General features: G+C 43.5%; 24 protein-coding genes. 7 read left to right on the top strand and 17 right to left on the bottom strand.

Translation table 11 applies throughout. The features are described from left to right. Positions 1 to 52: 52 nt before the first annotated feature. The 4 genes from BA81_RS16805 to BA81_RS16790 all read right to left on the bottom strand — a co-directional run bounded on the left by BA81_RS16805 (position 53) and on the right by BA81_RS16790 (position 5,215). Entirely contained in the window at positions 53 to 2,239 is a 2,187-nt protein-coding gene (locus tag BA81_RS16805) for a DNA topoisomerase III (protein WP_034283847.1), read from the bottom strand. 72 nt (positions 2,240 to 2,311) lie between these two features. Further along, positions 2,312 to 3,367 (bottom strand): tartrate dehydrogenase, encoded by a 1,056-nt coding sequence (locus BA81_RS16800; RefSeq protein ID WP_034283845.1) that lies wholly within the window; start codon positions 3,365 to 3,367, stop codon positions 2,312 to 2,314. A 98-nt stretch (positions 3,368 to 3,465) separates the two neighbouring features. After that, positions 3,466 to 4,398 (bottom strand): DMT family transporter, encoded by a 933-nt coding sequence (locus BA81_RS16795; RefSeq protein ID WP_034283843.1) that lies wholly within the window; start codon positions 4,396 to 4,398, stop codon positions 3,466 to 3,468. Next, on the bottom strand, positions 4,388 to 5,215 hold the full coding sequence (locus BA81_RS16790; RefSeq protein WP_034283842.1) for a helix-turn-helix domain-containing protein: 828 nt from the start codon (positions 5,213 to 5,215) through the stop codon (positions 4,388 to 4,390). The genes BA81_RS16795 and BA81_RS16790 overlap by 11 nt, the downstream gene beginning before the upstream one ends. A gap of 153 nt (positions 5,216 to 5,368) precedes the next feature. Between BA81_RS16790 and BA81_RS16785 the strand changes: the two genes are divergently transcribed. Then, positions 5,369 to 6,043, top strand: coding sequence for a GntR family transcriptional regulator (locus BA81_RS16785; protein WP_034283860.1), 675 nt, complete (start codon positions 5,369 to 5,371; stop codon positions 6,041 to 6,043). A 129-nt stretch (positions 6,044 to 6,172) separates the two neighbouring features. Then, entirely contained in the window at positions 6,173 to 6,469 is a 297-nt protein-coding gene (locus tag BA81_RS16780) for a DUF3817 domain-containing protein (RefSeq protein WP_034283840.1), read from the top strand. Positions 6,470 to 6,529: 60 nt separating this feature from the next. Here the strand turns inward: BA81_RS16780 and BA81_RS16775 are convergent, their stop codons facing one another. Then, the gene (locus BA81_RS16775) at positions 6,530 to 8,779 is read right to left on the bottom strand and encodes a hypothetical protein (protein WP_227001701.1); all 2,250 of its coding nucleotides are present in this window, start codon (positions 8,777 to 8,779) and stop codon (positions 6,530 to 6,532) included. 158 nt (positions 8,780 to 8,937) lie between these two features. Between BA81_RS16775 and BA81_RS16770 the strand changes: the two genes are divergently transcribed. The 3 genes from BA81_RS16770 to BA81_RS16760 are packed head-to-tail and all read left to right on the top strand — an operon-like array spanning position 8,938 to position 9,530. After that, the gene (locus tag BA81_RS16770; protein WP_034283837.1) at positions 8,938 to 9,156 is read left to right on the top strand and encodes a hypothetical protein; all 219 of its coding nucleotides are present in this window, start codon (positions 8,938 to 8,940) and stop codon (positions 9,154 to 9,156) included. Positions 9,157 to 9,171: 15 nt separating this feature from the next. Further along, positions 9,172 to 9,354: a hypothetical protein gene (locus BA81_RS16765; RefSeq protein ID WP_034283835.1), complete on the top strand. Its 183-nt coding sequence runs from the start codon at positions 9,172 to 9,174 to the stop codon at positions 9,352 to 9,354. Further along, positions 9,351 to 9,530, top strand: coding sequence for a hypothetical protein (locus BA81_RS16760; RefSeq protein ID WP_034283833.1), 180 nt, complete (start codon positions 9,351 to 9,353; stop codon positions 9,528 to 9,530). Before BA81_RS16765 ends, BA81_RS16760 begins: the two co-directional genes overlap by 4 nt. 443 nt (positions 9,531 to 9,973) lie before the next feature. Here the strand turns inward: BA81_RS16760 and BA81_RS16755 are convergent, their stop codons facing one another. Together BA81_RS16755 and BA81_RS16750 are read right to left on the bottom strand one after the other, a co-directional pair. After that, complete coding sequence (locus tag BA81_RS16755) at positions 9,974 to 10,396, bottom strand: pyridoxamine 5'-phosphate oxidase family protein (RefSeq protein ID WP_034283831.1); 423 nt, start codon at positions 10,394 to 10,396, stop codon at positions 9,974 to 9,976. Between the two features lie 294 nt (positions 10,397 to 10,690). Then, positions 10,691 to 11,560 carry an SDR family oxidoreductase gene (locus BA81_RS16750; RefSeq protein ID WP_034283829.1) on the bottom strand — a complete coding sequence of 290 codons (870 nt, stop codon included), beginning with the start codon at positions 11,558 to 11,560 and terminating at the stop codon, positions 10,691 to 10,693. Positions 11,561 to 11,716: 156 nt separating this feature from the next. Between BA81_RS16750 and BA81_RS16745 the strand changes: the two genes are divergently transcribed. Continuing rightward, positions 11,717 to 12,325, top strand: a complete 609-nt coding sequence (locus BA81_RS16745) for a class I SAM-dependent methyltransferase (protein ID WP_034283827.1) — start codon at positions 11,717 to 11,719, stop codon at positions 12,323 to 12,325. A gap of 16 nt (positions 12,326 to 12,341) precedes the next feature. On the opposite strand, the gene BA81_RS16740 is transcribed toward BA81_RS16745, so the two are convergent. The 3 genes from BA81_RS16740 to BA81_RS16730 all read right to left on the bottom strand — a co-directional run bounded on the left by BA81_RS16740 (position 12,342) and on the right by BA81_RS16730 (position 16,362). After that, positions 12,342 to 14,429, bottom strand: a complete 2,088-nt coding sequence (locus tag BA81_RS16740; RefSeq protein ID WP_034283825.1) for a BglG family transcription antiterminator — start codon at positions 14,427 to 14,429, stop codon at positions 12,342 to 12,344. Positions 14,430 to 14,558: 129 nt separating this feature from the next. Further along, entirely contained in the window at positions 14,559 to 15,641 is a 1,083-nt protein-coding gene (locus BA81_RS16735; RefSeq protein ID WP_034283823.1) for a C45 family autoproteolytic acyltransferase/hydrolase, read from the bottom strand. An 88-nt stretch (positions 15,642 to 15,729) separates the two neighbouring features. Continuing rightward, positions 15,730 to 16,362, bottom strand: a complete 633-nt coding sequence (locus BA81_RS16730; protein ID WP_034283821.1) for a GDSL-type esterase/lipase family protein — start codon at positions 16,360 to 16,362, stop codon at positions 15,730 to 15,732. A 406-nt stretch (positions 16,363 to 16,768) separates the two neighbouring features. Here BA81_RS16730 and BA81_RS16725 point away from each other — a divergent pair, with 406 nt between their 5' ends. After that, positions 16,769 to 17,404 (top strand): FMN-dependent NADH-azoreductase, encoded by a 636-nt coding sequence (locus BA81_RS16725; RefSeq protein ID WP_034283819.1) that lies wholly within the window; start codon positions 16,769 to 16,771, stop codon positions 17,402 to 17,404. A 33-nt stretch (positions 17,405 to 17,437) separates the two neighbouring features. Here BA81_RS16725 and BA81_RS16720 read toward each other — a convergent pair whose 3' ends face one another. The 7 genes from BA81_RS16720 to BA81_RS16690 all read right to left on the bottom strand — a co-directional run bounded on the left by BA81_RS16720 (position 17,438) and on the right by BA81_RS16690 (position 23,741). Further along, entirely contained in the window at positions 17,438 to 18,211 is a 774-nt protein-coding gene (locus tag BA81_RS16720) for an IclR family transcriptional regulator (protein ID WP_034283816.1), read from the bottom strand. Then, the gene (locus BA81_RS16715) at positions 18,195 to 19,241 is read right to left on the bottom strand and encodes a 5-oxoprolinase subunit C family protein (protein WP_034283814.1); all 1,047 of its coding nucleotides are present in this window, start codon (positions 19,239 to 19,241) and stop codon (positions 18,195 to 18,197) included. Before BA81_RS16715 ends, BA81_RS16720 begins: the two co-directional genes overlap by 17 nt. After that, positions 19,238 to 19,984, bottom strand: coding sequence for a 5-oxoprolinase subunit PxpB (pxpB, locus tag BA81_RS16710; protein WP_034283813.1), 747 nt, complete (start codon positions 19,982 to 19,984; stop codon positions 19,238 to 19,240). Before pxpB ends, BA81_RS16715 begins: the two co-directional genes overlap by 4 nt. An 18-nt stretch (positions 19,985 to 20,002) precedes the next feature. After that, complete coding sequence (locus BA81_RS16705) at positions 20,003 to 20,794, bottom strand: putative hydro-lyase (protein WP_034283811.1); 792 nt, start codon at positions 20,792 to 20,794, stop codon at positions 20,003 to 20,005. A gap of 5 nt (positions 20,795 to 20,799) precedes the next feature. Beyond that, positions 20,800 to 22,017, bottom strand: a complete 1,218-nt coding sequence (locus tag BA81_RS16700; protein ID WP_034283809.1) for an NRAMP family divalent metal transporter — start codon at positions 22,015 to 22,017, stop codon at positions 20,800 to 20,802. Between the two features lie 26 nt (positions 22,018 to 22,043). Beyond that, positions 22,044 to 22,802, bottom strand: a complete 759-nt coding sequence (locus tag BA81_RS16695; RefSeq protein WP_034283808.1) for a LamB/YcsF family protein — start codon at positions 22,800 to 22,802, stop codon at positions 22,044 to 22,046. A 183-nt stretch (positions 22,803 to 22,985) separates the two neighbouring features. Then, positions 22,986 to 23,741, bottom strand: a complete 756-nt coding sequence (locus BA81_RS16690) for a Cof-type HAD-IIB family hydrolase (RefSeq protein WP_024425552.1) — start codon at positions 23,739 to 23,741, stop codon at positions 22,986 to 22,988. Positions 23,742 to 23,750: the final 9 nt, after the last annotated feature.

Raw genomic sequence — 23,750 nt, 5'->3', positions numbered from 1 at the left:
ATGCTTGATTAAATTGGAAAACCCATGCGTTTCCGCATGGGTTTTTATAATACTATTGATCTAATTTTAATTTCTTTAATTGCTCAGCCAGTGCGTTATTGATTGGTTCTTCCACTTTCTTTTGTTTCTTCATATATTTAGACACATCGTGCTTACTGGCTTTCTTTTGATTGGATTGTGATTTGCGTTTTTCGAAAACAGACAGTTTTTCTCTATGGCCGCACACACAAGCAAAGATTTTGCCATCGCCTTCTCCGCGCAGCTCGAGCTTTTTATGACAGTTCGGGCAGCGTGCGTTTGTTTTCTTCGCCACATTTTTACGGTGGCCGCATTCTCGGTCTTGGCACACGAGCATTGTGCCATGTTTTCCGTTCACTTTCAGCATCAGTTTTCCGCAGTCCGGACAATGGGTGCCAGTGACATTGTCATGCTTAAAGGTTTGGTTCGTTTGTTTGATTTCAGATACGGCTTGTTTTGCATAGGACTTCATTTCACTCATGAATTGAGAAGCCTTCAGCTGTCCTTTTGCGATTTTAGAAAGCTTTTGTTCCCATTCCGCTGTTAACGCAGGAGACTTTAAGTCTTCAGGCACTAAGGAGAGCAGCTGCTTCCCTTTCGATGTGATGAAAATGTCTTTGCCCTTTTTCTCGATTAAGAAACTGTTAAACAGTTTTTCAATGATATCGGCTCTTGTGGCCACTGTCCCTAGTCCGCCTGTTTCACCAAGGGTTTTCACTAAATCCTTTTCCTGATTCTGCATAAATGCCGCTGGGTTCTCCATAGCAGATAGCAGGGTTGCTTCATTAAAACGAGCAGGAGGTTTCGTTTCTCCTTTTGTTTCTTTCAGCTGGCGTACTTCAAGTGATTGCCCTTCGGAAAGTACCGGCAGATGCTGATCTGCTTCGGCTGATTCCTCGTCTTCATAGGATTCATCGTACACAGCTTTCCAGCCGGCTGATTGCACAGTTTTTCCTTTTGCTGTGAATGTTTCACTGCCTATTTTGGCGATCACCGTTGTTTCCTCGTATTCAAAAGGATTCATAAGTACAGCAAGGAATCGTTTGGCAATCAGATCATATAATTTACGCTCTTTATCACTTAATGCACCAGGATACAGTTCTTCCTCGGTTGGAATGATCGCATGGTGATCTGACACTTTTGCATCGTTGACAAAGCCTTTGTGTGATTTCACGCCTGATTGTAAAATGCGGTTCACATGCTGAGCGTACGGTCTGACATTCATTCCTTTTAATCGATCTTTTAATGTAGGAACGATATCCGCTGAAATAAATCGTGAATCTGTACGCGGATATGTTACAAGCTTATGCTGCTCATACAACCGTTGAAGCGTAGATAATGTTTCTTTCGCTGAGAAGCCGTAGCGTTTATGCGCATCACGCTGCAATTCAGTGAGGTCGTACAGCCCTGGAGCAAAAGCTTTTTTCGCTGTTTTTTTCAATGCATCGATCACTGCTGGTTTTCCTTTGCAGCCTGCCAAGCGCTCTTTTATGACATTCTCTTGGAATGTGCGGTTTTGCTTTGTTTTGGCATCCTGCCACGTCAAGGTAAGTCCATCTACTTGTGCAGTCATTCCATAAAACGGCTTCGGCTGGAATTGCTGAATGTCTTCTTCTCGTTTGGCGATCATGGCAATCGTTGGTGTTTGTACCCGTCCGCAGGAAAGCTGCGCATTGAACTTGGTCGTCAGCGCTCTTGTTGCGTTGATCCCTACAATCCAGTCTGCCTCAGCACGTGCAACCGCTGAGCGGTACAGATTATCATATTCTCTGCCGTCTTTTAGTCGTTTGAAGCCTTCTCGAATGGCTTTGTCCGTAACAGATGAGATCCATAGTCGTTTTAGCGGCTTTTTCACATGCGCTTTTTCAAGAATCCATCTTGCGACAAGCTCCCCTTCACGTCCAGCATCTGTTGCGATGACAATGTCTTTTACATCTTTTCTTGCAAGCTGTGCTTTTACTGCTTGGAATTGTTTTCCTGTCTTTTTCATGACGACAAGCTTGAGCGGCTCTGGAATGATCGGCAAATCCTCTAAACGCCAGGATTGAAATTCTTTTCCGTAGCCTTCTGGATCAGCCAGTGTGACCAAATGGCCAAGGGCCCACGTGACAATGTATTGATCTCCTTCTAAAAAACCATTTCCTTTTTTATGACACTTCAGTACACGCGCTAAGTCACGTCCTACTGAAGGTTTCTCTGCTAATACAACTGTTTTTGACACTAGATTTCACATCTCTTTCTTCTATCCATCCTTTTATTATAGCAGACGTGGAGATGCGGTTCTAATGACGGATTATTTCTTCAAACGCGTGATAATTTCGTTTGTGATTTCTTGTGTTTGATAAGCCCCGCCGATGTCTGCCGTTAAAAAGCCGTCTGCTGTGACTGACTCGATGATTTCGAGCAGGTGTGTACCTAGTTCTTCCTCTCCGAAATGATCAAGCATGAGTTTAGCGGTCCAAATTTGACCGATTGGGTTGGCAATTCCTTTCCCTGCAATATCTGGGGCTGATCCGTGTACAGGCTCAAACATGGATGGATATTTGCCATTTACATTGATGTTGGCAGCAGGCGCCACGCCAATACTTCCCATAATCGCAGCCCCAAGATCAGTTAAAATATCGCCAAATAAATTGCTGGCAACAATCACATCGAATTTCTCTGGTCTTGTCACAAAGAAGGCTGAGAGCGCATCAATGTGCTGCGAGTCTGCTGTCACCTCTGGATAATCCTTTGCTACGTCTCGAAACACTTCATCCCAAAATGGCATTGTATGAACGATTCCATTCGATTTGGTTGCACTTGTCACATGCTTTCGTCTTTTTTCTGCTAATTGAAAAGCAAAGCGCATGGCTCTCTCTGTCCCTTTTCTGGAGAAAACAGCATTTTGAATGGCAAGCTGATCTTCCCCTTGATAGATGCGGCCTCCAATTTCACTATATTCACCTTCACCGTTTTCTCTTACAACAAGAAGATCGAAATCCTTTGGCTGAGCAAGCGGAGAGCGAATACCGCTCAGCTGTTTTGCAGGTCTAACGTTAATCACCTGCTCAAATTCACGTCTAATTTTAATCAGCAATCCCCAAAGCGATACATGATCCGGCACTAAATTGGCATCTCCGACTGCCCCTAAGAAAATGCTGTCAAAGGCTTTCAGTTGTTCCAATCCATCCTTTGGCATCATTTCGCCATGCTCTAAATAATATTCACAGCTCCACGGAAAATCCTGAAAGGTGAAAGACAGACCGCCATGCACATCTGATATCGCTTTCAAAACTCGGATGGCTTCAGGCACAACTTCCTTTCCAACCCCGTCTCCTGGAATTGCTGCAATTGAAACATGCTTCATTGATTTTTCCCCCTTCGTCATCGGTCGACCGTCGACCATTTAATTCGAGTTTACTAGAGAGTGTCTGTTCTTACAATGGACAAAAGACGCTTTTTTGATCAAAGCGCCTTTTTATCCTGCATCAGCACACGGGGCTTCTGTTTCTTTCTTCCCACACTTTTTTTATCTGAAAGCAGCAAACCTCCTAAGGTCAGTACCGTTCCAAGCGCCGACATGAAGGTCAATCTCTCGTGAAGAACGATCATTGAAATGACCATCGTAATAATGGGCACTCCATAAATATACACACTCGATTTCACCACACCGAGCGTTTTCACAGAAAAGCTCCATGTCAGAAAACAAATGGCAGATGCGAAAAGGCCTAAAAACAGCAAGTGGAAGACAAACGATGGATTCGTCAATCGTTCCCAGTCTAAACGAATTTTAAAATGCCAGATCAGTGGAATCATCCATAGCAGTCCGTAAAAGAAGACACGCCTTGTTACCTGAATGATATGGTAGCCATATTGGTTGATCATCTTCGATAAAATGGAATAGAATGCCCAGACGATAGTGGCCGTTAATGCTAACGCATCACCGAGTGGATTCAATTGAAACGTCGCCATTCCATTCATGCTGATCAGCACTATTCCCGTCATTGCGATGAAAAAGCCTATGAAAAACCGGCTGTGCAGCGGCTCATCTTTTAATAAAAAATAAGCCAATAGAAAAGAGAAGAATGGGACAACGGAGCTGATGACACCTGCATTCGAAGCGAACGTATAAGTAAGTGCGACATTTTCTAAAAAGTAATATAAGACCACACCGCATAAACCTGCCAGCGCAAACATCCCTTCATGCTTTTTATTTCGCACCTTCATGGTGACTGGATAGATGATCACCAGAGCCAAGTACCCTATAAAAAAACGGAAAAATAAAATCTCTGTTGGAGAAAAAGCCGTTAATAATATTTTGGTAGAGATAAAGGTGGATCCCCATAAAAAAATGGTGAACATGGCCGCTAAATGACCAAGCAGCTGTTTATTTTTCATCAGCTGTTACCTGCTTTACAAAAATTTGCTGATACTGCCCTGGCGTGAGCCCAATAAATTCTGAAAAGAAATGACTGAAATGACTTTGATCAGAAAATCCAGCGGCAGCAGCCGCATCTACAGGCTTCACTCCTTGGGCGAGAAGTTCCTTCGCATAGTTCACTCTGACTGTCTGTAAATAACGGTACGGTGTAATCCCTCTGAACTTTGTAAAAGCACGCAGCAATGAATATTTGTTCATGGACACAAGCTCACCTAAGTCATCTAACGAGATATTTTCCGTGAGGTGTGTTTCGATATATTGCTGTACGTCTTGGACTTTTTGTTCGTTGGCATGTGCGGCTGATACTTTTTCCCCTGAGGTATCAGCATAGGCTTCAATCAATTGTTTCATCAAGAAATAGAAGGTTTCCTGTTTATTCAAAGCAGGCGCTTCTTCTGTGATCATTTGATGTAGATCATATAACGGCTTTGTTCGTTCACTTTTTGAAAACACAGGGGCTTTAAAATGCGGCTTGTGCTGAAAGATTTTTTCCAGCACCTCAGCTTCAATATTTAAGCAGCGATAATCGAGTGTCCTGTGATCAATTTGTTCACATGTGTGATTATCATACGGATTGAAAAGAAGGATATCACCCTTTCCAATGATGTATTCTTGATTTTGGCAGATCAAACGTCTTTGACCGTCTTCAATAAATCCAATCACATAATATGTATGAAAATGATTCGGGAACTTTTGCATGATGCCATGAAAGCGATACGCCTCTATTTGCAAGTCTTGATCAAAATGTACAGTTCGTTCCTTTTGTGTGTTCATGTCGATCCCTCTTTTCACTGAACTGATCATTAGTGTAGCACACCCTTTTTCTCTTGGATTGTACGATATTGACTTTTCGATGCAGGCTTGCCTAGAGGGAAAAACTTGGATAACATGAGACAAAAGATGATGAATAAAAGAGGGAATGATGGGATGAATTCATTCGAGATGGAAAGACCAGCACCGTATCACATGCAATTTTATGAACAGCTGAAGCAAATGATATTTGATGGCCAGTTTCAGCCAGGAGAGCGCATCAATGAAACACAGCTTGCCAAACAATTTGGTGTAAGCCGATCACCGGTAAGAGAGGCGATGAGGCTGTTAGAAAAAGACGAGCTTTTAATCGCGGATCATCGTTCAGGCTATTCCGTCTATACGTTAACAGAAAAAGATGTTGAGGAGCTTTATCAAATTCGGGCGGCCTTAGAAACACTTGCTGTTGAACTTGCCTGTAAGGAAGCCTCGCAAAGAGAAATGGATGAAATTGAGCAGGTTCTCACGCAGGCGGACGAAGCGATCAAGCAGCAGCTGCCATCTAAAGAGATCGTCCAGTTACATGAAGCCTTTCACCAAAAAATCATGTTGGCGAGTCACAATGACCGCTTATCCAAACAATTGAATCACGTGAATGCACTCATTCACTATTGCCGCATCTTCCATTTTAGCGGCGGGGCTCGTGCTGAAACCATTCAAAGAGAGCATACAGCCATCTATTCTGAAATAAAAGAGCGCCGCTCCATAGAAGCGGTTCAAGCAATGACAGAGCACTTATTACATGATGTTATGCACTTAAAACAAGTACTCTCTAAAACAAACAAAGAATAAAGGGCTTTTCCCATTTTTTAAGCATTCCATGAACATATTTTGAATTTTTCGTAGATTTTAGCATGTCCAGACGATCTTTCGTTTATATTAGAAGATGAGAAACTAGCTTTTATACAGGAGGATTTGTATATGCATACAAGTATTAGCCGTCTTCGACATGCGGGTTTTATTGAGGGGATGGCTCTTTTAACCCTTCTTTTAATTGCCATGCCTCTAAAATATTTTGCGGATATTCCGATGGCAGTCACTATTGTAGGCTCTCTTCATGGCGCATTGTTTGTCATCTATATGCTCGTTTTGGCATATGTGACTTTTAAAGTTCGCTGGCATTTGAAATGGTCCATCGCCGGTTTTTTTGCGGCTTTCATTCCTTTCGGTAACTTCGCCTACGATAAGGTGCTCCGCCAATATGATACAAAAGCTTAATCAAAAAGGGCTAAAACGACATTCGTTTTAGCCCTTTTTTTCACGCTGGGGAACGCTTTTTTAAATCGATGCATATTTCACAATAGCTGCTTGACGCGTCATGTCGTGATACGCCACCCATAATTCATCACCAGGCAAGACGCTAGTGATTGGATCGATTGGCTGTTTCACTTCATACATCATGCCATTTCTCTCAACCTGAATGATTGCTAACGTCAGATTGCCGATGACGCCAGCAAATTCAACATTGGTCACTTTTGCACTTCCTTGTTTCTCTTGCATAAGACCCATTTCTCTATCCAGCTCTTCTTTTTTTGTCTGGATCGTGATTTGAGTGCCGGCTGCGACCTGCATATGATCAGGGATGAATTGGCTGACCGTTTTTGTGATAGACTCATCTCCGTTTGAAACCGACACATCAAGCTGAATAGGCTTTTGTTCATGGATGGCCATTGGATATTGCTTCACACGCTGGATCGTTCCTGTTAACGTCACATCTTTCCCCGATCGATTCCGCACTTCATAACCATAGGCTGCCATTTTGAGCTGGCCGTTGATGTCAACGAGATCGGCTTTTTCTCCTGTTCTAAATTCAAAACCAGCGGCTTGAATCATCGGAATGATATACGTTTTCTGATCTAATTCAAATGTGAGTGATAAGACGGTGCCTCGTCCTACAGTTCCATATGATTCTATTTTTCTTAAAACAGCGCCTTTGATGAATTTTGGCCCGCTTAGCTGCGAGAAGTCACCTTCTTTTAAGAGCATTGCTTTTTTCTTCTTCGGATCATAGAGGATGGCGATACGCTGACCCGGCTGCGGTATCTGGGTATAGGATACAACCGTTTTAACCGCCTTCTCGATGTTTTCCCCATCATATTGAAATTGAAGCTGCATTTTGACGACTGGCTGTTCGTTAATGTAGGTGCCCGTTTCTTTAACAGACACAATATTGGCTTCTAATGTGACACTGTCCTTTATCTTGTTTCTCCTCACCAGTCTCAAAATCGGCGGCAGGAAGATCGCTAGCACAAATAATAATAGCGGGATCAAGATCCATATCGCCCAGTTAAGAATGAGCGGTCCGCCCTTCATAACATATTGCGTAAAGGTATCAACAGACGTTTGGTGGGCCGGACTGGCGTTTTCAATTGAGATGACCTTTTGCAAAGGAAATTCCTTTAGTTCTTTGCTTTTCGTCTCAAATGCACCCGTTAATTGATTGTCAAATGAATAATAGAGCCAGTCGCTCTTCACATTTTTATTGAAAGAGAGCCCTTCTCTTTGTAAAGATTCATATGAAAACGACTGCAAAAGCTTGCTGGCAGACGTCGCCTTATTCGTGCGATGGTTATAAATATAACCTGTCAGTTTGCCTTTTGCTTCGTCCTTTGCTGTAGAGCCTGCAAGAAGAACTTCTTCTTCATTAAGCTGGTAAATAAAGGTTTGATAAATCGGCTTTGGTGTTGGAACGACTTCCCCAAGCCTTCCCTCTGCATTCACTTTCCTTGCCCTTTTTGGATAGTTAGATTCGACAGCGACTGCAAAGTTTTGTGATGTCCCGATTGTTTTCTCCAGCTGCTGCTCCACTTTATCTTCAATGAGACTGAACGGTTCAGCGTTTTTGGAGACATAAACCCCAAGCTGTTGCTTCTCGTTTGAGATTCCGCTGACATACGCCTTCTGGTCATTTTTCAAAGCCAATTCAAACATAGGAATTGGCGTCTGCCCTCTAAAGGAATTCATGACGACATCGATAGAAACGGGTCTTGCTGGCAGCTTTAGATCGTTCAGATTGTGCACATGAAACTGACCATCCTTCAGCTCACCGATGACTGCAGCGGCACCGTCCATTTCTCCTGTAAATACGAGCCGTCCATTCCATTGGTATGTATTCGTTTTTAAAAATGAGGGAATCTGCAGGTTATTTTGAACGAGCTCTTTCTTTTCTCCGCTTGGTGTTAGTTTCTCGATCAACAGCTGCCCGTCTTTATTTTTTAAAGCCAGTAAGAGATTGTTTCCTTGAATGGATGGCAGCATTTCATGAAACGTATCACTTTCTGTGGTCCATTCACTAATTCTTTTTCCTGATTGAGGATCATACATTGCAAAATGGAGCTGCTGGTCTTTTGATACAGCACTCACCACTCGTTTCCCTTCATCAAATGTAAATATTCGTCTGACGTCATATTGCGTCGCTTTCCCTGCTGACAAATCATCTTGGTAATGGTTCCACACCAAGAAACTAAGAATGATTGCTGGAATAAAGAAGACAATATATCTGAGGAAGATGACTGGTACTCTTTTCACTTGATCGCTTCCTTTCTTGAGGTTCCTTTCACTTATACGTCAGTACAGCGAAAATGTTTCATGCTAGAAGAATACCATCAAAGCCTCTAAAATCCATATTTTACAAACTTTGTTGTTTACGATAAAATCCAATCAGATTCAAAAAAGGAGTTATCTCATTGGATAAGCTATCATCAATCATTCTAGCAGCTTGGCTGCGTGTCCCTCGCTGGTTCAAGCAATGGGTACTCGTATCCATTTCCATTTTCTTTTTTTATATGTGTTTTGTAAAGGGGCTGACTAGCTGGCACACCTTGCCGCCTGTCACTTTGCTCTCATGTGTGATTGGTTCCTTCATCATTTGGCTGATGTGGCTTAAGGGACAAAAAAATAAGTGAAAAGAGGACAATATGATGAAAAAAACGATTCTATATTTTGCGATCTCTTTTGTTCTGCAATTCGTTTGGTTTGGTCTTGTGCACCCAAATAGAGGGGTGACACTGCTGGACATGTTCATGTTTTCTATTTTGTTTGCGGTTATGTTCTTTTTTATTGAGAGAATTTGGCGGTATCAGAAGAAAGGACAAAGTAAATGATCATGAAGCTCGCCTTATTCACTCTGATGATCTGTACATTTATCGGCCTGCTGTTAGTATCGAACCCTTTTGGAGCGGACGCTATGCGAATGGTAGCGACCTTTGTTTTTCCTTTTCTTGTGCTCATTGGTTTCGGGGTTCTATTGTTTGACCCAATGAAAAAGGCTGCCAAATAGATGGCAGCCTTTTCCTTACTCTTTTCATGCAAATAAATAATCAATGTTTAATCTCCGTTACGGAGTGTATGAATTAAGATTCGATCATATCAGTGTGTCATATGTGTTCCGAGTGAACCTACGTTTGAAAGTAAACGCCATGGAAGTTCTGGATAACAAGACAACGAAAGCCCTACCTCTCATTCGTCCTTACGGCTCCGAAGCCGTGCCAGTGTGAATTGTAAATCAAAACGTCTTTTTTCCATTCTTCCGCTCTTATAGGGGGCGGTGGCAGAAGGAAAAGAATAAGTTTGTTCGCTTTGACAGCGTCTCGTTCTTATCAAGTAGAAGCTCTATTGCTTCTCATTATGTCATAGAAAAAAGAAAGTTTACTTTCTTTATTTATTTGCTTATTTCAACACTTAATATCAAACTATAACACATTCCCCCTGCTTTCGCAAGTGTTAAAGTGATAATTCTGCTGGTGTACGGCTTCCTTCATTCATATAACGAATGGAGGCTGGGTCAATCTTCAGGATCACTAGATTTGGGTCATCTTTTCCTTTAAACCATTTCTCCATCTCATCAGACCAAAGACGGTCAATCAGTTCCGGATCGTCGGTTAATGTTGCGGTGCCTGCAATCTCTGCATACGTATCACCGAATCCTTCGCCTGAATATCCAATGAGAATATGAACATTCGGGTTTTTTTCAATTTCTTCTGCTTTATGTGTTTCTTTACTCGTTGGTGTATATAACGTCAGCCCTTCATGGAAAAAAGTCATATAGCGGGTATGCGGCTTATCCTGTTCAACAGTCGCTAGTGTTCCCACCTTTTGTTCATCTAACAGGTTTAATACCTTTTGTTTTAATTCTTCTTGAGACATATCGTTTCACTCCTTCAAAATTTCATCCGTATACGTAGGTTTCCACGACAGCCCATTCATTAAACAAAGAAATGTGTTTTTCATAAAAAGAGACCTTCTGGCTGATGCTATAAAAAACAGGTTCAATGAAGGGAGAAATTGAACATGCATCATGAAACGATGTTTCATTTGAGCTCACTTGTCATTGCGGCAGTTGTTGTAGGCATAATCGTATGGTCTGTCATATCTGTGCAGAAAAATCGCAAGAAATACTAAAAACACCGCCCAATCAAAGCTGGGCGGTGCCGCGGTAGATCATGTATTCATAAAGGAACCGCCATTGACATGAAGTGTCTGTCCTGTCATATAAGACGATTCGTCAGAAGCCAGCAGGACAAAGCAGCCGACATGCTCAACAGGCTGTCCTGGTCTTCCCATCGGAGTTTCTGCTCCAAAGCTTTCCACACTGTCTTCATCAAATGTAGATGGAATGAGCGGCGTCCAAATTGGACCTGGCGCTACACCGTTCACTCGAATCCCATCTTTCACAAGCGATTGTGCCATAGAACGCGTAAAGCCGTTAATGGCTCCTTTTGTTGCCGTATAATCAATCAGCACTGGGTTACCTCTATATGGGTTAATGGATGTTGTGTTAATAATGGAGCTTCCCGGTTTTAAATAATCCAATGCCTTTTTCGTAAAATAGAAATAGGAATAGAAGTTGGTTCTAAAGGTTTGGTGAAGCTGTTCACTCGAAATATCTTGAATACGTTCTTGCGGATGCTGTTCAGCCGCATTATTTACTAAAATGTCTAATTGACCAAAGGCTTCAACTGTTTTTTCTACTGCTTTCTCACAAAAGGCTTCGTCACCGACATCTCCTGCAATCGTTAAGCATTTGACGCCTTCTTGTTCTACACGTTTTTGCGTATCCTCTGCATCCTCATGTTCATTTAAATACACAATGGCAACATGTGCACCTTCCTTTGCATAGGCAACAGATACTGCCCGTCCAATTCCACTATCTCCACCTGTAATCAGTGCCACTTTTCCTTTTAGCTTGCCAGAACCTTGATATGATTCATCCTCAAAGATCGGCGCTGGATTCATTTCTCTTTCACTGCCTGGCTGCTGATCCTGCGTTTGGCGCGGAATGCCATTTGTTAAATAATCACGTAAATCCATGTGTAAGCTCCTCCTTGATTTGTTGATGTATCCTTTCATTACCACCTCATTTTTTCACTCAAACATCATGAAGCTGTATTGATGTGTTCCCGAAAATCAGCATGTTTGAACAAGGGAAAAATCGGTTACATGATCATCAAAAAGGAGCGTTCTCACATGCTGTCTATTTCGAAAACCTTTAGCAGACCAAAAGGCTGGCTCGGAAGCATTGCTGGACTCATTATGGCAAATGAAAATAAAGCATTGAATCAGTGGGCCATCCGCCACTTAGATTTGACAGATGGTGAAAACATTTTGGAAATTGGCTATGGACCAGGCTACAGTATCAAACATATGCTCAAGCATTATCAAGACCTTCACATTGATGGGCTGGATGCTTCTTCCACCATGCAGGAGCAAGCACAGTCCCGCGTCAGCAAACGGGCAAAAGACAAACAGGTTCGTCTGTATGTCGGCAAAATCGAGAAAACACGTCTTCCCGGAGAGCAGTATGACAAAGTACTGTCTGTTAACAATTTTACGATTTGGGATGATCCAAAAACGGGCTTACTCAATCTTTATCACACCTTAAAACCAGGCGGGACACTCGTTATTGTGATGCAGCCAAGAGAAAAAGGAGCTGACGCCAATCGGACAAAAGAGATGGGTGAAAACATATTAAATGACTTGCAGTTTGCAGGGTTTGATGAATTTTCTATTGAGTATGAAGAGATTCGACCTACCCTTGCCGTCTGTGTCACAGCAAAAAAGCCGAGAAGCGAATAAGCTCTCGGCCTTTTTCTTACCACTTTGCCTCTTTGACAAATTGATAGAAAAGCTGATGTAATTTCTGTTCAATGTTTTCCTTTGTTCCTTGTCCATAAAGCGCCATGCTTTCTTCACTTTCAATGATGGATGAACTGATCAGACTAAACATTTCTGACCCTTCCTTGCCAAGCTCTTGCGGCGCCAGCATCATGAGCATTCGTGACATCTGCTGCTGCCCGCCATCCATGCTTTTAACCTCGTATGCCTGATCAAGATCATAAATATGAAAGATTGGTTCCTTGATGAATGTATGCTTTAAATGGTAAAGAGCAAATTCAGTGCCAGGTATGCCTAAGCCGCCTTGCTGTTCACGTTCCAAAAGGCCGCCCGCCACATCATCTGCATGTATGATAAATCCTTCCTCTTCAAGCTGACGAAGCAGCTGCCTAATGGTTTCATCATGCTGCGGCATCGTCTCTCTTTTTTCGATGGTAAAATGGGACAGGATGCTGCGAATCACAAACATATAATTCGTCACCTGCTCTGCAACCGCCATCATATCAACGGTTTCTTGCGCCAATTCTTCGGGAGGTTCTTTTATTCTTTTTTTCTCGATGATATAAGGAATCTTCCGTTTAATATGAGCCTTCACACGCATAGCATCATCCTCGTTTAAAAGCGGGCTGACCATGATGTAATCGATATGCTCATATGGGATCGGAACGGTCGAGACAATCATGTCATAGCTCGATGCATCGATTTCCTTTAGCTCCATCAAAGAGGATAGATCGAATTTGGCGATCTCCGGCAATTCTTTTTTCAACCGGGAGGCGAGCATTTTCGAGGAACCAATCCCGCTTGAGCAAACAACCAGCGCATGAATTTTTGTTTCTTCTTTTTTGATTTCAAGCACTGAGCCAAAGTGAAGCACAAGAAAGGCAATTTCATCCTCTGGAAATTCAATCTCTGGAAAGAAACGCTCGACTCCTTCTTCAATCGCCATAAACAGCAAAAAGTAGTCTTTTTTAATTTGTTGTGTGAGCGGATTATAGATTCTCATCTTTTCCTTTAGACGGTTCATGGCAGGCTCAAGATGAGACACGAGCCCCTCATACAATGAATCATTTTCATTGAGATGATAGCCGGTTTTATTTGAAATAAAATCAATGAGCTTTTTCGTTCTCAGCGCTATATCCAGCTCAATTTCATCAATACGGTATTCAGTCTGAAAGCTGCGATTTGCGCTGCGAAGGTGGATGGTCATATATCCGACCTCCGCTTCAGGGATCTCCACATTAAACATGCGTTCAAGCGCTCTTGCCATTCGAAGTGATGATTCAAATTCCTTCGTCCGCTTTAATTCCAGCAGCTCTTCCTCTTCCATTCGAATGGTTTCCCCAAGCTGAATACGTTCAATAGCATAGGTTAAGTGAACAACAAGTGCAATATAGGCACTATCAGATAAAGAGAGTGACAGTCGATCTTTCAAATGAAAGAGCAGCCTTTCTACCTTTAGCAGCTGTCCTCTGCTGACAACGCCAAACACCTTTTCCGTTGCTTTCGTTCGATGTTTGATATTCATTTCAATCGTTTCTAAAAACAATTGAATGTCGAGCCGGTCAACAATGAGATTGCCGACAATTTTTCGTTTTGCTTCCTCCGGCCCTTTTAATTCAATGCCGTACCCGCGCTTGCGGATAAGCTGCAAACCGTATGGAGCAATCCACTCCGTCAGTTCATCTAAATCATAGCTGATCGTCGCATTTGTTACCTGCAAGTCAGCTGCGAGTGTGTATAATTTCACCGGTTCCTTCGCTTCAAGCAGCGCACATAGAATTAAGAGCTTTCGTTCATCTGAGCTATATTCGATTTGATCCTCATTTGACATATGAGCAAGAAGCCGCTGTTTATCCTCCTGTTCGCCGACTGCCTTCAAGCCTTTCCCCGGCTGTTTATCTAATGAAAGATGATAATCTTTCAAAATTGGTTTAATGGATTTTAGTTCTCTATGAATCGTTCTAGTACTCACCTGAACAGAATCGGCTATCTCACGAATGGTGACATAACGATTTTGCTGAATGATGTATTTAATGACTTTCTGTTCTCGTGCCGTTATGTACATGAAATGCCTCCTTCTGTATAAATAGGTCTATTGTCACACCTTAATATAAAACGCTTTCAACGAGCGTTGCAATCTTAAGTTGATCTGAATTTGGCACAGCGGCTGTGACAAAATATAAACAAGGGATCATCAGACACTTCTCCAAAATGACGGTCCATAATCCTTTTGATGAAATTGAACCTTTTGTTCTTGAAAAGGCAGTGAACCCCCCGCTTTTAAAGAATAAGTCGGATTGTATACTGGAGAGCCAAAGCAATAATCGATTGTGCCTTCTTCTGGACGGAACATGACGGTTCGCATCGTTCCAAACAGCTCCTCATAATTGTGCACAGCCAGACCATCAGGATATTCTGTCTGGAACAGTTTCACAAGAGAATCACTTGATCGTTGTTCTTTTAACGCTTCCATTAACATATCGTATCTGACAACAGAATGATGTTTGGTCATCCCTTTTGCTGTTTGATCAGCTACCGGATGATTCGTTGCGGCAATATAACCTCTCTCCGGTCTTCTCACTCTTTTTTGACCATCAATGATTTCAATTACAGCCGCCTCTCCTTTTCGATCCGCAAGCATGATGTGAACATTTGAGGCAACGGGCATTTCCTCGATAGAGCGAATGGCTTCCTCGACCGTTTGACAGGTTTCCAGAACAGAGCGAATCACATGATACACCTGCAAACCGGCGACTGCTGGGGGCTTTAAACCGGGTTCATTGCCAACCGGCGGACCGCAAGCAGAGAAAGTTACAGAAAGACCATGCTCATTCATCCCATCAGATCTGCCAAACAAGAGCAGCGACGAGCCTGTATGATATGCCGAGCCTTTTACATGTGTCGTCACAAGACGCATATCATCAAAAATCGGGGAGAAATCATAGTTACGAAGCATGACCGTTTGTTGGCCTGCCGCCATATTCCCCTGCCTCACACAGTGGGAACAGCCTGGCTGAAGATAAGATGAATAGAAAAAGGTCAAATAACGCTCATCTAATTGCATTTCATCACAAAACCCAGCAAACTCTTCATCTAATTGAGGAAGAAAGGGACGGATCAGCTGCTTCGTTTCTTTCACAGCCTGTTGTGTTACCGGTTCTGTCCGAATATATTGTGTCTTTAGCAGCGGGTTCTCCTTAAGCCAGACAGCCTGCTGTTTTCCCACTTCATAAGCCGTTCCAGTCATCTCTTGAAAATATGCACTAATCTCCTCCATGCCTCCACACCTCTTTCGCCTTCGTTTCTTTTATCATATCGAAACCGTCATTTATTGAAAAGGATGAAAAAAACTGCAATCCCACGGATTACAGCTGTTTACAGTATGCCTTAAACAATGCTTCTGCCATCGCTTCATACCCCTTAGGATTCGGATGAAATTGATCAATCGATAAGTAGGCTCTTTCATGCCCTTCAAACGCTCGGTACACATCCACAACTTCTACATGCGGATTCGCAGCAAGCAAACGAAGTTGTTGATTATATTGCTGAAGCCACCGCCCGGCTATTGGTATTTGCGGAAATGGATTATATAAATTCATGAAATATACGTAGTAAGGCTGATGCTGCCCTTTTTTGATCTGAGCAATTTCTTGAATCATCTTGCTAAAATTCGCCTGACAATGTATGACTGCTTGCAGCAGTTTCTTTTCATCTTCACCTTCTTCATACTGCTGAACAGCTTGAACAAGATCATTCCCACAGCCTGTGATGGTGATGATGTCTGCTGCTGCAATCGCACGTCTCACCTCTGACCGTTTGAAGAGCTGTAAAATCTGATCAGTCGTTAACCCTGATTTTGCAAATACGGACAGCTCGACCGGTGCATGTGTCTTTTTTTCAAGCATCCACCAAAATCGCTGAACAAATCCTCCGCCAAATAAACGTGCCCCCACCCCAACTGTTAAGGAATCTCCAATCGCAACATAGGATCGTCCCACTCTTATCCCTCACTCTCTCCTGCCTTCTCTTATATATACGAATTCGGAGAACAGTTGCTTGTAGCAGATGACTTAGGGGCATCCATCTATTTTTGAGATGCAGTGCCTTTACAAACTCTTTACTTGCGATATCGAACGATTTTTTGTTCAATAAGAGTAGGCTTTTTACGCTGAAAACTGCGTGTTTACGCGTTCCAGAAAAATTTACAAACTTTTTATCTTGATTTCGAGACTTTATACCTTGACTTCAAACTACATTGTGATTACAATGAAAATATCAGTTTTCATGTAACTGTGCTTGTTACATCTTTTTCATAGCATTCCAATATGATTAAAGATGCCACATATTCAGTGTATCATTGGGATACGCTAAAAAAATAACCGAAACAGAAAGGATTGAATGAACATGGCAAAAGTTTTATACATCACTGCACATCCGCATGATGAAACAGTTTCTTACAGTATGGCTACTGCTAAGGCATTTATTGAATCTTATAAGGAAGCAAATCCAAGTGACGAGGTTGTACATATCGATTTGTACAAAGAAAACATCCCTCACATTGATGCAGATGTATTCGCTGGCTGGGGCAAACTTCAATCTGGCGCTGGTTTCGATACACTTTCAGCTGAAGAGCAAGCGAAAGTTGCTCGTCTAAACGAATTAAGTGATCAATTCGTTTCTGCTGACAAATATGTATTTGTTTCACCACTTTGGAACTTCTCATTCCCACCAGTTCTTAAAGCATACATCGACTCTGTTGCTGTAGCTGGTAAAACATTCAAATACACTGAGCAAGGTCCTGTTGGATTATTAACAGACAAAAAAGCTCTTCACATCCAAGCACGTGGCGGATACTACTCTGAAGGTCCTGCTGCTGAACTTGAAGCAGGTCACCGTTACCTTGGTACAATCGCTAGCTTCTTCGGAATTCCTTCTTTCGAAGGTCTTATCGTTGAAGGCCACAATGCTGAGCCTGCAAAAGCAGAGCAAATTAAAGCAGATGCAATCGAACGTGCGAAAGCTTTAGGAAAAACTTTCTAATAACTGCACGCAAAAAGCCAATGATCTTTACGGTCATTGGCTTTTTATTTGTTCAGATGAAAATCCTAATTCCCTCGAAATATCACTGGCGGCTTTTTTCACCTGTTTAATTAAGTAAGGTAAGCGTTCTTTTTGATATCCTGCTTCAAATCCTGCAATGCTAATACCTGCTGCCACTTCCCCCAGATGATTGAAAATTGGGGCTCCAATCGCAGCTGTATAGTTTTCAAGCTCAGAATAGCTTAGCGTATATCCCCGTGCATTTGATTCTTCCAGCATGTTTCTTAGAACCTCTTTATCTGTGATGGTCCCAATTCCGATCTTCCCCAGCTCAATTGAGTCAATATAGGCAAGTCTCTCGCTCTCTGGCAAAAAGGAGAGAATACTTCTCGCACAGGCACCCGCATATAGGGGGGACCGTCTGCCGACGGCGGTGTAGAGACGAACAGGCTGCGTACCTTCAATCTTTTCCACGTAAATGGCTTCGTCGCCCTCACGAACAATGAGCTGTACAGCTTCACCTACTTCATCCCGTAAGCTTTCCATAAATGGTCTTGCAATCCTTCGAATATCAAGGCGGTCCGCCACAAGCTGACCGTATTCAAGGAACATCAAGCCTAATCGATAAACACCCGTTTCTTGCTTTTCTAACAGCCCCATATCAGCTAAAGAGCTCGCCATACGATGAACAGATGTTTTCGGCATACCGGAAAGCTCGATCATTTCATTTAATGTTAATTGATCGTGAGCGATAAACAGCCGCAAAATCTCCATTGATTTCACAACCGTTTTATTTGTGTTTTGCATCTTCTTCACCTTTTCTAAACGAGAATGCTTCCAGCTTGATTCTTGCGGCCAGCTCCCTCAGTTCGGCTTCTTGCTTAAATAACGCCTGCTCTGCATCCCGGTGATCTATTTGTTCAAAATACAGCTTTGCCCCAGGCATCGCCTGTGCAATAAGCGGCAGATCAACAGTTGCTACTTCTCCAATACGCGGGTATCCGCCTGTCGTCTGCCGATCTGCCAGCAGAATAATCGGCTGGCCATCGGGTGGAATTTGAATAGATCCAAAGGCGACAGCTTCTGAGATCAATTCCAGCTTTTCTTTTAAATGAACCGGCTCCCCCTTCAGCCGGCAGCCCATACGATCTGATTGGGGTGTGACCTGATAAGGCTGCTCAAAAAAAGCGGTTTGAGATGTTTCTTGAAAAAAAGAAAGATGCCTGCCTGCCAGCACGCGAATCACTGGCGATTTCAGCAGCGGCAAAAAATGATCATGACTCACTGTCCAATCGGGTGCGCCGTATCCCGCCTGTTTCACTTTATTTTTCAGCCTATCAAACAAATGATCCGCTACGATAGACGGCTCTCCAACAGGCAGAATGTCGCCTTTTTCAAGCGGTCGTCCTTTCAGTCCACCGATTCCTGCTCTGACATAAGTGCTTTTGCTCTGCATGACTGGTGCCACATCAAATCCACCTGCCACAGCAAGATAAACGCGGCAGCCTCTCTTACAAGGACCAAAGGTGATCGTGCTTCCTGATCGGACAAAAAGCGGCTTCCATAATGGTGCCCGCTCTCCATCAATATCAATCTCAACATCAGCACCAGTGACGGCAATGAGCTGATCCTTCTCACATGTCAACACAGGCCCCGGCCCCATCAACGTGACTTCCAGCACGGCTTCGTTTTCTTGGTTACCGGTGAGAATGTTGGCGATTCTAAGTGAGAGCGGGTCCATGCCGCCGCTCGTTAAGACACCATACTTTTGATAGCCTTGCCGCCCTTTATCTTGAATGGTTGTGTACATCCCTGGCTTGATGACATGAATACTCAACATTCTGCCTCCTTCATGCTGAAAAATTCCTTTTCAGACATTTGGACAAATCTGACCTCGTCCCCTGCTTTCAATAGACTCGGAATTTCCTCGTCTGGGCGAAAAAGCGGCAGCGGGGTTTGTCCAATGAGCTGCCAGCCCCCGGGTGTAGAAATTGGATAAACGCCTGTCTGCTTTCCTGCAATACCAACAGAGCCTTTTGGAATGGACATTCTTGGTGTTTCTCTGCGTGGTGCTGCGATCTTTTCAGACAGCCCGCCTAAAAACGGAAACCCTGGGGCAAATCCAATCATATAGACAAGGTACGTGCCCGCAGTGTGAATACGCACGACTTCCTCTGGCGTTAAACCATTGATACGGGCAACCTCTTCTAAATCAGGGCCCAGCGCTCCCCCGTAACAGACTGGAATGTCAACGATGCGGCGCTTTACCTGAACTCCCTCCTGCCATTTGTCTTCAAGAAGTTGTTCAATGTAGCCTTTGACCCATTCATATGGAGACAGGTCATGTGTTTGAAGCTGGGCCGATTGATGAACGGTATATGGCTCGTAGAAAACAGTCACATTTGTAAAGGCTTGAACCGCTTCTACATATCCTTCAAATGGGTGCTGTTCAATACATGCAAACAGCTGCTCAACACGTGCATGAATCTCCTCACGTATGTCAGCTCCAGCTTGGATGACGATCGCTGCATCTCCCAGCGGGTGGTAGGTGATGGAGTCTTTTATCGTTGAAAAAGCCACTTGAGAACACCTCTCTTTCTACAGTACACCTAGCTTTTGATCTCTTCGATCTGTGATGAACATATGACCGGGTGCATGAGTGATCGCAATATCGGGTTTTGTATGCATGACAATGGCTTGCGGCGTCACACCACATGCCCAAAACACCGGGACTTCTCCTTCTTTGAGCACAGATGGTTCTCCAAAGTCAGGCTGACCTATATCGGAAATGCCAATCACCGCTGGGTCCCCTATATGGATCGGTCCGCCATGGACTGATGGAAATCGAGATGTCACTTGAACACTTCTTGTGACTTGATGCGCCGGAATGGGTCTCATGCTGACCACCATCGGGCCATGAAAGACTCCTGCTTTTTCACAAGCTATATTCGTTTGATACATGGGTACGTTATGACCGTCTTCGATATGGCGGACAGGAATGTCATTTAGCATAAGCGCGTGCTCAAACGTAAAACTGCATCCAATGAGAAAGGCAACCATATCATCCTCCCAATAAGCAGTGATATCTGTAACCTCTTCTTCAAGAATCCCTTTTCGGTAAATACGGTACTTAGGAAAGTCCGTACGAATATCCGCTTGAGGGGCCGACCGTCTTGGCACTGGATCACCTGGGTCCAGTACATCAAGCAAGGGACATGCAGCCGGATTCCGCTGACAAAATAAAAGAAAATCAAAGGCAAGTTCCTTTTTGACAATCATTAAATTGGCTTGAGCAAACCCCTCTGCAAAGCCAGCCGTTGGTCCTGTGATCTTTTTTTCGCGAATCAATTCTCTCATCTGTGATGGCTCATATGTTTGATAAGTATTCATCTGAATCAACTCCATAGTTTCGGGATTTCATTAATGATGGTATAGCCGCCCATCATCGCCATAATGACCACAACAAATGCACCAGTCACTGTCAAAAAGAATGGATGCCGATAATCTCCGACAATGTCTTTCTTATACGCCGCAACGAGTAATGTGCCAAGGGCGAGCGGCAAAATCAATGCATTGATCGCTCCAACTAATATCAAGATGTTCACTGGTCTTCCGATCGTAATAAAACAAAGGGTCGAGAGGGCAATAAAGCCAATGATGATACCACGCTGGTTTTGCTCAATTTTTGGTGAGAAGGTTTTGAAGAAAGAAACAGATGTGTATGCTGCTCCAATGACGGATGTAATCGCCGCAGCCCACATAATAATCCCGAACATTTTATATCCGATATTTCCTGAAGCTAATTGAAAAACAGAGGCAGGCGGGTTGGATGGATCTATCTGCAAGCCTTTTGAGACAACTCCTAATGTGGCAAGAAAGAGTGCCACACGCATGACAGATGTAATTAACACACCGAAAATAGAGCTTTTCGTCACTTGCGGCAGTGCTTCCTTCCCCTTAATACCTGCATCCAGCAAGCGATGCCCGCCAGCAAAGACGATATAGCCGCCTACCGTTCCGCCCACAAGTGTCACAATGGATAAAATATCAATCGTCTCTGGGACAAATGTTCTCACGGCTGCTTCTCCAACTGGCGGCGCTGTTGAAATCGCCACGTACAGCATCAGGCCAATCATGACAAAGCCTGCTGCCTGCGTAAAACGGTCCATCGCTTTCCCAGCCTCTTTGATCACAAAGATGAGAATGGCAATCACAGCACTGATCCCTGCGCCGATTCGCGGATCGACACCGAAGATCACCTGAAAACCGAGACCAGCTCCAGCGATATTTCCGATGTTAAAGGCAAGTCCTCCAATGACAATCAAAAAGGCCAGCACATACCCGAGACCCGGGAGCACCATATTCGCTATATCCTGACCTCGTTTTTCTGAAACGGCAATGATGCGCCATACATTTGTTTGTGCAAAAATATCTAATAAAATTGAGATCAAAATGACAAACCCAAAGCTAGCCGCAAGCTGCTGTGTGAAGACGGTTGTTTGTGTTAAAAATCCCGGTCCGATCGCGGACGTCGCCATTAAAAAGGCAGCGCCCATCAGCATAGACCGATTCCCCTTTGGTGCCTTCATTTGTTTGACTTTCTCTGTTTTCATGCTGTTTCCCCCTTTGATGACGATTTTTATTGAAACGCCTTGAGATGAATCCCGGCTTCTTTTAGCTTCGCTGTAATGGTTTTTGCAAATTGAAGCGCATGGCTGCCGTCTCCGTGAATGCAGACCGTATCTGCTTTGAGCTCGATATCTTCTCCTTGAACTGTACGAACCCTGCCTTCTCTCACCATACGAACAACCTGGTGGACGGCCCGTTCATCCTCTTCAATGAGTGCATGTGGTTCGCGGCGGGATGTCAGCGTCCCGTCTGTTTGATACGTCCGATCAGAAAACACTTCATGTGCCACTTGCAGACCTATTCGTTCACCTGCTAACGCAAGTTCACTGCCTGACAGACCAAATAACACAAGGTTTGGATCCACATCATACACAGCCTGCGCAATCGATTCAGATAATTCAGTATTTTCAGCCGCCATGTTGTAGAGGGCGCCGTGTGGTTTGACATGCTGCATCGTGCCGCCCTCGGCCTTGAGAAAGGCTGATAGAGCGCCAATTTGATAGATGACAAGATCATAGGCTTCCTCTGCGGAGATAGCCATTGGACGTCTGCCAAAGCCGGCCAAATCTTGCAAACCCGGATGCGCACCAATTTTGACCCCTTTATCCAGTGCCATTCTAACTGTCTTTCTCATGACCGTTGGATCTCCTGCATGAAAACCGCAAGCAATGTTGGCTGAGGTGACATATTCTAAGATTTGTTCGTCTGCACCGATTGTGTATTGACCAAAGCTTTCTCCCAAATCACAGTTGATATCCACTTGATACATAGAATCCCTCCTTGTTGTTCCGAAATACGGAATATAAAGTCCGAATATTCGAATTTATATTGATTATACCAACTTTGGATAGACTACACATGAAATTGGCAGAAAATATAACATTCGAACTAGGAGAAAACAAAAAAAGCGAGAGGCAAAGTCCTCTCACTTTTTCTTGTAATGAAGTGCACCTTATTTAGACAGCACCCAATGTTGGATGGCTTTTGCAACACCGTGTTCTGTGTTAGGAGCCGTAATCCAATCAGCCGCCTCTTTCACCACTTCCTGGGCATTTCCCATCGCAATGCCTAATCCGGCTTCTTGAATCATGGCCATATCATTGAGGCTGTCGCCAAGTGACATGACGTTGTCCATCGTACAGCCAATGCGTTCTGCTACTTTTGCAAGAGCTGCCGCTTTGTTAATGCCGGCTGCATTCACTTCGATATTCGTTGGACTTGAGTTTGTGATCTCTAGGTGCTTATTTGTTTTCAATGTATTGAGTACTTCCTCACGAACGTCATCATCATGAATATCAAAGCCAAATTTCAGCCATTCATGGTCATGAATCCGTTCAGGGAATTCACCTCTCCACACCTTATCCACAGTCGAAGCCCAGTAATCGGTTTCGTACCTATTTTTTAAATCCCACATCATTTGGACGTGATCAGGATGCAGCAGATCTCGTTCGATCAGCTGAAAATTTGAATCCCAGATTTCACTTCCGTTTGCTGTCACGAGGTAAGACGATAACTTGAGCGGCTCAACCAGCTCTCGGCATGTCATCAGTGTCCGCCCTGTGCTAATGACCACATGGACCCCTTTTGCTTCAGCTTCTTTAATGGCTTGTTTATTTTCCTCTGGAATGATGTGCTCACTGTTTAACAGCGTGCCATCCATATCAATGGCAATCAATCGGATGTCTTTCTTATGAGCTTGTGTTGACAAATTGAGTAC

It is taken from the genome of Bacillus safensis FO-36b, from assembly GCF_000691165.1.
GTDB classification, from domain to species: Bacteria; Bacillota; Bacilli; order Bacillales; family Bacillaceae; genus Bacillus; species Bacillus safensis.
This window is presented reverse-complemented; position numbering and strand designations above follow the sequence as displayed.

What these genes read in the sequence shown, in the direction of transcription:
- BA81_RS16740 (WP_034283825.1), bottom strand. Translation starts at nt 14,429, where the DNA reads ATGTACATAACGGCACGAGAACAGAAAGTCATTAAATACATCATTCAG.
- BA81_RS16695 (WP_034283808.1), bottom strand. Translation starts at nt 22,802, where the DNA reads ATGTATCAAGTGGATATCAACTGTGATTTGGGAGAAAGCTTTGGTCAA.
- BA81_RS16780 (WP_034283840.1), top strand. Translation starts at nt 6,173, where the DNA reads ATGCATACAAGTATTAGCCGTCTTCGACATGCGGGTTTTATTGAGGGG.
- BA81_RS16800 (WP_034283845.1), bottom strand. Translation starts at nt 3,367, where the DNA reads ATGAAGCATGTTTCAATTGCAGCAATTCCAGGAGACGGGGTTGGAAAG.
- BA81_RS16720 (WP_034283816.1), bottom strand. Translation starts at nt 18,211, where the DNA reads ATGCAAAACACAAATAAAACGGTTGTGAAATCAATGGAGATTTTGCGG.
- BA81_RS16785 (WP_034283860.1), top strand. Translation starts at nt 5,369, where the DNA reads ATGAATTCATTCGAGATGGAAAGACCAGCACCGTATCACATGCAATTT.
- BA81_RS16795 (WP_034283843.1), bottom strand. Translation starts at nt 4,398, where the DNA reads ATGAAAAATAAACAGCTGCTTGGTCATTTAGCGGCCATGTTCACCATT.
- BA81_RS16700 (WP_034283809.1), bottom strand. Translation starts at nt 22,017, where the DNA reads ATGAAAACAGAGAAAGTCAAACAAATGAAGGCACCAAAGGGGAATCGG.
- BA81_RS16755 (WP_034283831.1), bottom strand. Translation starts at nt 10,396, where the DNA reads ATGTCTCAAGAAGAATTAAAACAAAAGGTATTAAACCTGTTAGATGAA.
- BA81_RS16750 (WP_034283829.1), bottom strand. Translation starts at nt 11,560, where the DNA reads ATGGATTTACGTGATTATTTAACAAATGGCATTCCGCGCCAAACGCAG.
- BA81_RS16735 (WP_034283823.1), bottom strand. Translation starts at nt 15,641, where the DNA reads ATGGAGGAGATTAGTGCATATTTTCAAGAGATGACTGGAACGGCTTAT.
- BA81_RS16790 (WP_034283842.1), bottom strand. Translation starts at nt 5,215, where the DNA reads ATGAACACACAAAAGGAACGAACTGTACATTTTGATCAAGACTTGCAA.
- BA81_RS16760 (WP_034283833.1), top strand. Translation starts at nt 9,351, where the DNA reads ATGATCATGAAGCTCGCCTTATTCACTCTGATGATCTGTACATTTATC.
- BA81_RS16765 (WP_034283835.1), top strand. Translation starts at nt 9,172, where the DNA reads ATGAAAAAAACGATTCTATATTTTGCGATCTCTTTTGTTCTGCAATTC.
- BA81_RS16705 (WP_034283811.1), bottom strand. Translation starts at nt 20,794, where the DNA reads ATGAATACTTATCAAACATATGAGCCATCACAGATGAGAGAATTGATT.
- BA81_RS16725 (WP_034283819.1), top strand. Translation starts at nt 16,769, where the DNA reads ATGGCAAAAGTTTTATACATCACTGCACATCCGCATGATGAAACAGTT.
- BA81_RS16745 (WP_034283827.1), top strand. Translation starts at nt 11,717, where the DNA reads ATGCTGTCTATTTCGAAAACCTTTAGCAGACCAAAAGGCTGGCTCGGA.